Below are 7,006 nucleotides of genomic sequence, written 5' to 3'. Positions count from 1 at the left end.
GTACCCCCGCGCCCACCCCCGCCCTGCCCGCGCAACTCCCCGCCGGCGCCACCCTCGACGTCCCCGTCGCCTTCGCGCCCACCACCACCGGCGGCATCAGCGGCACCCTCACCGCCACGCTGTCCGACGGCCGGCGGCTGGTCTTCGCGCTGCACGGCGTCGGCACCCGCCCCGGACTCGGCGCCGCGCCCGGCAGCGTGGCCTTCGGCGAGGTGCCCACCGGCACCGTGTCCACACTGAACGTGCAGATCACCAACACCGGCACCCGGTCCGAGACCATCGGAGCGGTCACCGCACCCGGCGGCCCCTTCACCGTCGCCGGACTGCCCGCAGAGGGGACGGTCCTGCCACCCGGCGGCTCGTTGGTCGCATCGGTCACCTATGCGCCGGCGGCCAGCGGTACGGACAGCGGCGCGCTGGTGATCGCCAGCACCGACGAGGCGGGCGCCGCACACACCCTGACCCTCCCGCTCGGCGGCACCGCCATCTCCGGCCAGGGCCACCTGGAGTTCTCGCCCGCCGCGCTGGACTTCGGCCAGGTGCCGGTCGGCAGCTCGAAAACGCTGTCGTTCACGATCACCGACACCGGCAACATCCCGGTGACCGTCACCAAGGCCAAAGCACCGGCCGGCGACTTCAGCAGCCCCGTACAGCTCTCCGAGGGCCTGGTCATCGGCCCCGGCCAGACCGCCGTGCAGAGCGTGACCTTCACCCCACGGTCGGCCGGCGCCCGCAGCGCCTTCTACGAGGTGACCGGCAACGGCGTCGACGCGAACGGCAACCCGCAGGGCGCCGGTTACGTGAACGTCACCGGGACCGGCACCGGCACCGCGGACACCACCTCGGCCACGGACGGACTGTGGCGGGCGAACGGCGCCGCGGCGCCCACCGACAGCGGCGGCCTCGCCCTCACCCCGGCCACCGGCAACCTGGCGGGCTCCGCCGTTTTCAGCAAGCCGCTGGTCACGGACGGGCTGCGGGCCACCTTCACCGCGCAGTTCGGCCCCGGCACCGGCGGCTACGGCATCGCGTTCTCCTTCCTCGACCCCGCCCGCAACTCCGCCACCGCGCTGGGCGCTTCGGGCGCAGGCTTGGGCATCGCGGGCCGGCCGGGCGTGGTCGTCGCCCTCGGCACCGCCACCAACGGCGCACTGCGGATGGGCAACTACGCGGCGGTCGGCACCAGTACGGCCGGCTCTCCCACGATCACCTACCGCGCCGCGGCCCGGCTCAGCACCCCGTTGCGGCAGGGCACCCACCAGGTGGACGTCCAGGCCGGCGCCGGCCGCGTCCAGGTGCGCATCGACGACCGCCAAGTCCTCGACACGCCCGCCGCCCTCCCGCCCACAGCCCTGGTCGCCTTCTCCGCCGCCACCGGCACCCTCTCCGACGCCCACACGGTCAGCGGCCTCGTCGTCAGCGCCGGCCCGTCCGGCGCGCTCCTCGCCCGCGACACCACCGGCGCCCTGTGGCAGTACCACGGCACCGGCACGACCGCGGCGCCGTATAGGACCCGGCAGAAGGTCGGCGCGGGCTGGCAGACCTACAGCGCCGTCACGCCGCTGTCCACCGTGAAGTCCGACGGTACGGGTGACGTGGTGGCCCGCGACTCCTCCGGCGTCCTCTGGTACTACCGCGGCACCGCGACGCCCGCGGCCCCGCTTGCCGCCCGCGTGCGCGTGGGCGGCGGCTGGAACATGTACAACCTGCTGGTCGGAGTGGGTGACGTCACCGGCGACGGCCGGCCCGATCTGCTCGCCCGGGACACGGGCGGGGTGCTGTGGCTGTACCGGGGTACGGGCACGTCGCCCGGCGTGTTCGCCGCCCGGCTGCGGGTCGGCGGCGGCTGGAACATGTACGGGTCGCTGGTGGGGGCCGGTGATCCGACAGGCGACGGCCACCCGGACCTGCTGGCGCGCGACGCGAGCGGGGTGCTGTGGGTCTACCGGGGTACGGGCAGCGCGTCGGGGGTGTTCACGACGCGGGCGCGGGTCGGCGCGGGCTGGAACACGTACAAGGCGCTGGCCGCGACGGGCGATGTGACGGGTGACGGGCGGCCGGACCTGGTGGCGCGGGACGCGGGCGGGGTGCTGTGGCTGTACCGGGGTACGGGCGCGTCGCCCGGCGTGTTCGCGACGCGCGTGCGGGTCGGCGCGGGCTGGAACACGTACAACCTGATCATGTGACCACCACCGTCAGGCCGGCCGGCGGGCGGGCCGCGGCGGAGTCGGCCGGCCGGTCGTAAGGGCGCAGGTGCCCCACTACGACTGCGCCGGCCCCGCCGCGCTGCGGGACCTGGACCGGGGAGCCGCAGAACGGGGCGGCTGAGCCCGCATGTGATCGCGGACCCGGGTCATGATGTCGCCGAGCCGCTCGACGTCGCTCTCGTCCATCGGCTCGAAGAGCAGGCGCCGGGCGACCTGGACGTGCCCGGGCAGGACCCGGGCCACGCGGGCGCGGCCGGCGTCGGTGATGGTCACGAGGGTGGCCCGCTCGTCGTCGGGGCTCGGGCCGCGCGTGATGAGGCCCGCCTTCTCCAGCAGGGCCGCCTGGTACGTCAGCCCGCTGCGGCTGTACACGACGCCGTCGGCCAACTCGGTCATGGTGAGCTGCCCCTTGGCGTCGGCCAGCCGGGCCAGGAGCTGGAACTGGACGAAGCTGATGTCGCCCTCGGCGCGCAACTGCTGCTCGACGGCGTGCTGGAGGAGGCTGACGGCTTCGTTGAGCGCGAAGAAGGTGGCCAGTTGGCGGGGGGCGAGGCCGCCGTCCGCGTCGTGCTCCACCCCGTCCTCGGCGCTGAGCCGGTCCTCGGTGCTTTCCGCGGCGCCGGCCCCGGCCCCGTCCCGGTTGTCAGCCGCGGCGTCGTCCTCGGCGTCGTCCTCGGTGTCGGCCATCAGGCAATCCTACGTGCTTCGAATTCGCACCAGAGAGCACGTCGATCTGTGACGAGGGTCACTTCGTTGCGTGGTATCACTTCGAATTCGCAGCAAGTTATGGTCCACGTGCTTCGAATTCGGAGCATGTGCGGAGAGAGCCTCAGAGAGCTTCCAAGGAGCCGATCATGAAGGCAGTGCGTTTCCACCGGTACGGCGGCAGCGACGTCCTGACGTACGAGGACGTCCCGACCCCCGTCCCGGGCCCCGGCCAGGCGCTGGTGAAGGTCGCCGGGACCTCGTTCAACCTGGTCGACGCCAGGATGCGGGCCGGCTGGCTCCAGGAGGTGTTCCCGCTCGACCTGCCGCACGTCCCTGGCATCGACCTGGCCGGCACCGTCACCGCGTTCGGCCCCGGAGCGACCGGCCCGCGACCCGGCACGCAGGTGGTGGCCTTCCTGCCGCTGACGGCCGACGGCGCCGCCGCCGAGTACGTGCTCGTGCCCGCCGACCTGCTGGCCGCCGCCCCCACCGGTGTCGACCTGCCGGACGCCGCGGCGCTGCCCTCCACCGGCCTCACCGCCTTCCAGGCACTCTTCGACCACGCCGCCCTCACCGCCGGGCGCAGCGTCCTGGTCAACGGCGCCGGCGGCGCGGTCGGCGGCTATGCCGTCCAGCTCGCCCACGCCGCCGGGGCCGAGGTCACCGCCACCGCGAGCCCGCGCAGCGCCGACCGCGTACAGGCATACGGCGCCGACCGGATCATCGACCACACCGTCGCCGGGCCGCTCACCGAGGCCGTGGACGGGAAGCGGTTCGACGTCGTCCTCAACCTGGTCCTCACCACCGAGGAGGAGACCGCCGCGCTCACCGGCCTCGTCGCCGACGGCGGGGTCGTCCTCAGCACCACCGCCGACCCGACCGCCGACCCGGCGCGCGACGTGCGGGCCGTACGGGTCTTCGCGCGCAGCGACGCCGCCCAGCTGGCCGGGCTGGCGGCCCGGGTCGACGCGGGCGAGCTGCGGATCCACGTCGCGGACCGCCTGCCGCTGAGCGAAACGGCCGCGGTGCACGCCCGGTCGGATGGCGGCCGGCTGACGGGCAAGACGATTCTCGTGCCGTGAGCTGTACGTCCGGGCTCTTCGCCGAAGCACGGGACCCCAACGGAAACGGAAACGGAAACCGACACAGAAAAGGAGACCGTCATGAGCATGGCCTACCTCGCGCAACGCGACCAGCAGCAGACCCTCGAATGGATCGACGGCGGCCTGTTCTCGATCCTGCTCGACAGCCGGGCCACGGACGGACAGCTCACCGTCGGACGGTTCGACGTCGCCAAAGGCGAGGCCCCGCCCTTCCACCTGCACACCCGCGAGGACGAGGTGTTCCTGCTCCTGAAGGGCGAGGCGCTGGTCTGGGCCGGCGACGAGCGCCACGAGCTGTCCGAAGGGGGGATCGTCTACCTGCCCCGTAACATCCCGCACGGCTACCGCATCACGTCCGAGCGCGCCGACCTGCTGCTCATCGCCACTCCCGCGGGGATGGAGGAGATGTTCCGGCACGCCGGCCGCGACGTCACCACCCCACGTCCCGCGGACTTCGAGATCACCCAGGACAAGCTCGCCGAGGCCGCCGGCCTCGTCGGCAACGTCGTGGTCGGCCCGCCCCGCTGATCATTGGTGTTGCCGTCCGCTGCCGTGATGCCGTTGCCTAGGCGCAACGGTGTTGCGGGGGGCACTCTGGTCAGCGGCCGCGGCTGACCCGCCGCGGCAGCGGGGCGCGGCCAGGACCCGAGTGAGGGCGGCTGCTCCCCGTGCCGGACCGCGAGGACGGACCGGCCGCCGCAGCAGCAGGCGGCCGGCCGGCCGGCCGACGAGAAGGGGCACCATGGGCGAATTACGGCCGCTGGCCGAGGACTTGAACGACGACTGCCGGCAGTTCGCCCAGGCGCTGCGGACCCTGTTCGCGGGGCTCGGCGTGTCGGTACGCCGTTACGCCGCGCGGCGCTACCGCGACGCGGGGACGGTGTCCCGCTACCTCAGCGGGGTTCGCGTACCGCCCTGGGAGTTCGTGGCCGACCTCTTCGCCGACCTGGCGGCCGATCACGGAGCGCCGGCCACCACCCTGACCCTGGATCATGTACGTGAGCTGCACCGTCGCGCGCTTCAGGCCGTCGTGCCCGCGGCGGACGGGGTGCGGCTCCTCCAGCAGCAGTTGGCCGACGCCGACCGCGAGGCGCGGCGCGCCACCGTACGGGAGGACGTCATCGGCGACGCGCTGCTGGACCGCCAGCACCGGATCGCCGACCTCGAAATGCGGATCGGCCTGCTGGAGAACCGGTGGACGGCCGAACGCGGCCGCACCGGACCGGTCACCGCCGAGCCCGCGGACGCCGACGACCTGCGGGCCGAACGCCGCAGACTGCAGGACCAGATCGGCTCGCTGGAGACGGACCTGGAGGAGACGCGGCTGCGGGTGATGCTCGCCGAGTCGCGCTGCGATGTGCTGGAGCGTCAGATGGCGATCGCGGAGGGGCCGATTCCGGTGCCGCGGCCGGACCCCGTACCCGTAGCGCGACCACCGGCCGCGCGGATCCTGGCCGTCGACGACAAGCAGGCCAACCTGCTGGCCCTCGAAGCGGTCCTGGCCGGGCTCGGCCACGAGGTCGTCACCGCGGACTCCGGCGAGGCGGCGCTCAAGGCGCTCCTGAACGCCACCGGATTCGCCGTCATCCTGCTCGACGTCCAGATGCCCGGCATGGACGGCTACGAGACCGCCCTCCACATCAAGCGCCGGGCCCGTACCCGCAATATCCCGATCATCTTCCTGACGGCGATGGACCGCGACCCGTCCCACATGTTCCGCGGCTACACCGCCGGCGCCGTCGACTACCTGGTCAAGCCCTTCGACCCCTGGATCATCCGGGCCAAGGTCGAGGCGTTCGTCCAGCTCTACCTGGAGGCCCGGGCGGGGCTTTGACGCCTCCGGCCCGGCTGCCGGCATCGCGTACGGGCCAGGCGCCTGGCCGTACGGATCAGGCGCGTCCCGTACGGTTCAAGCGTCTCGCGTACGGATCAGGCGTCCCAGGCCGCGCCCAGCGCGAGCAGCCGGTCGCGGTACTCGATGTCGCGTACCCACTCCTCGGGCCAGGCGTCCGCCCCGTGCCAGGCACCGGCGAAGGCCCCGGCCAGCGCGGCGATGGAGTCGGAGTCACCGGAGGAGTACGCGGCCCGGCGTACCACCGCCGGCGGATCGTCGGGCAGCAGCAGGAAGCAGTAGAGCCCGGTGACCAGCGCCTCCTCGGCGATCCACCCCGCCCCGGTGGCCAGGCACGGGTCGGCCTCCGGATCGGGCGAGCGGAGCGCGTCCTCCAGCCGGTCGAGTACGGCCAGGCACTCGTCCCAGCCGCGCGTGGCGAAGGAGTCCCGGTCCGGATCCTGCGCGTATTCGGCCAGGTCCCCCAGCCAGTCGGCGCGGTAGTGGCCGCGACCGCGGTGGGCGTAGTCGCGCAGCGCGGGCAGGAGTTCGGCCGGCCCGGTGCCCTGGGCCAGCAGCCGTACGGTGTACGCGGTCAGGTCGCTCGCGGCCAGCGCGGTGGGGTGGCCGTGCGTGAGGGCGGCCTGCAACTGCGCCGCCCCCGAGCCCTGCCGCTCGTCCAGCCCGGGCACCAGCCCGATCGGCGCGACCCGCATGTTCGCCCCGCACCCCTTGGACCCCACCACGCTGGCCGCCTGCCACGCACCCCCGGCGCTCAGCGCCTCGCACGCCCGCAGACACGTCGTCCCGGGCGCACGATTGTTCTCCGGCGAGAAACACCACTCGACGAACCGCGGCCGTACCGCCGCCTCCAGCCGCTCCGCCGTCAATCCTCCGTCGCCGTCCCCCAGCGCCTCGGCCAGCCCTTCCCCCAGCGCCAGCGTCATCTGCGTGTCGTCGGTGACGTACGCCGTCCCCGAGGAAACCGGCAACGCCATGCCCCGCCACGGCCCGAACTTCGCGGCGATCTGCTCCATGCCGTTGAATTCCGTCGGAAACCCCATGGCATCCCCGACGGCCAGCCCCACCAACGCCCCCGTCGCCGCCCGCTTCACGTCCGGCCCTCCCTCTTCTTCCTCGGCTTCTCCCCGCTCAGG

The 7,006-nt window shown here is 73.5% G+C and carries 6 protein-coding genes; 4 read left to right on the top strand and 2 right to left on the bottom strand.

The features are described from left to right. A partial coding sequence (locus ITX44_RS31505; protein ID WP_205361546.1) for an FG-GAP-like repeat-containing protein occupies nucleotides 1–2,186 on the top strand: 2,186 nt, incomplete at its 5' end. A gap of 75 nt (nucleotides 2,187–2,261) precedes the next feature. Here ITX44_RS31505 and ITX44_RS31500 read toward each other — a convergent pair. Beyond that, nucleotides 2,262–2,894 carry a MarR family winged helix-turn-helix transcriptional regulator gene (locus tag ITX44_RS31500; RefSeq protein ID WP_205361544.1) on the bottom strand — a complete coding sequence of 211 codons (633 nt, stop codon included), beginning with the start codon at nucleotides 2,892–2,894 and terminating at the stop codon, nucleotides 2,262–2,264. A 167-nt stretch (nucleotides 2,895–3,061) separates the two neighbouring features. Between ITX44_RS31500 and ITX44_RS31495 the strand changes: the two genes are divergently transcribed. The 3 genes from ITX44_RS31495 to ITX44_RS31485 all read left to right on the top strand — a co-directional run bounded on the left by ITX44_RS31495 (nucleotide 3,062) and on the right by ITX44_RS31485 (nucleotide 5,852). Then, nucleotides 3,062–3,997, top strand: coding sequence for an NADP-dependent oxidoreductase (locus ITX44_RS31495; RefSeq protein ID WP_205361539.1), 936 nt, complete (start codon nucleotides 3,062–3,064; stop codon nucleotides 3,995–3,997). An 81-nt stretch (nucleotides 3,998–4,078) separates the two neighbouring features. Further along, the gene (locus ITX44_RS31490; protein ID WP_205361538.1) at nucleotides 4,079–4,546 is read left to right on the top strand and encodes a cupin domain-containing protein; all 468 of its coding nucleotides are present in this window, start codon (nucleotides 4,079–4,081) and stop codon (nucleotides 4,544–4,546) included. Between the two features lie 214 nt (nucleotides 4,547–4,760). Further along, entirely contained in the window at nucleotides 4,761–5,852 is a 1,092-nt protein-coding gene (locus ITX44_RS31485) for a response regulator (RefSeq protein ID WP_205361537.1), read from the top strand. 95 nt (nucleotides 5,853–5,947) lie between these two features. Here the strand turns inward: ITX44_RS31485 and ITX44_RS31480 are convergent, their stop codons facing one another. Further along, nucleotides 5,948–6,964: an ADP-ribosylglycohydrolase family protein gene (locus tag ITX44_RS31480; protein ID WP_205361536.1), complete on the bottom strand. Its 1,017-nt coding sequence runs from the start codon at nucleotides 6,962–6,964 to the stop codon at nucleotides 5,948–5,950. Nucleotides 6,965–7,006 lie beyond the last annotated feature (42 nt).

The organism is Actinacidiphila acididurans, from assembly GCF_016918855.1.
GTDB classification, from domain to species: domain Bacteria; phylum Actinomycetota; class Actinomycetes; order Streptomycetales; family Streptomycetaceae; genus Actinacidiphila; species Actinacidiphila acididurans.
This window is presented reverse-complemented; position numbering and strand designations above follow the sequence as displayed.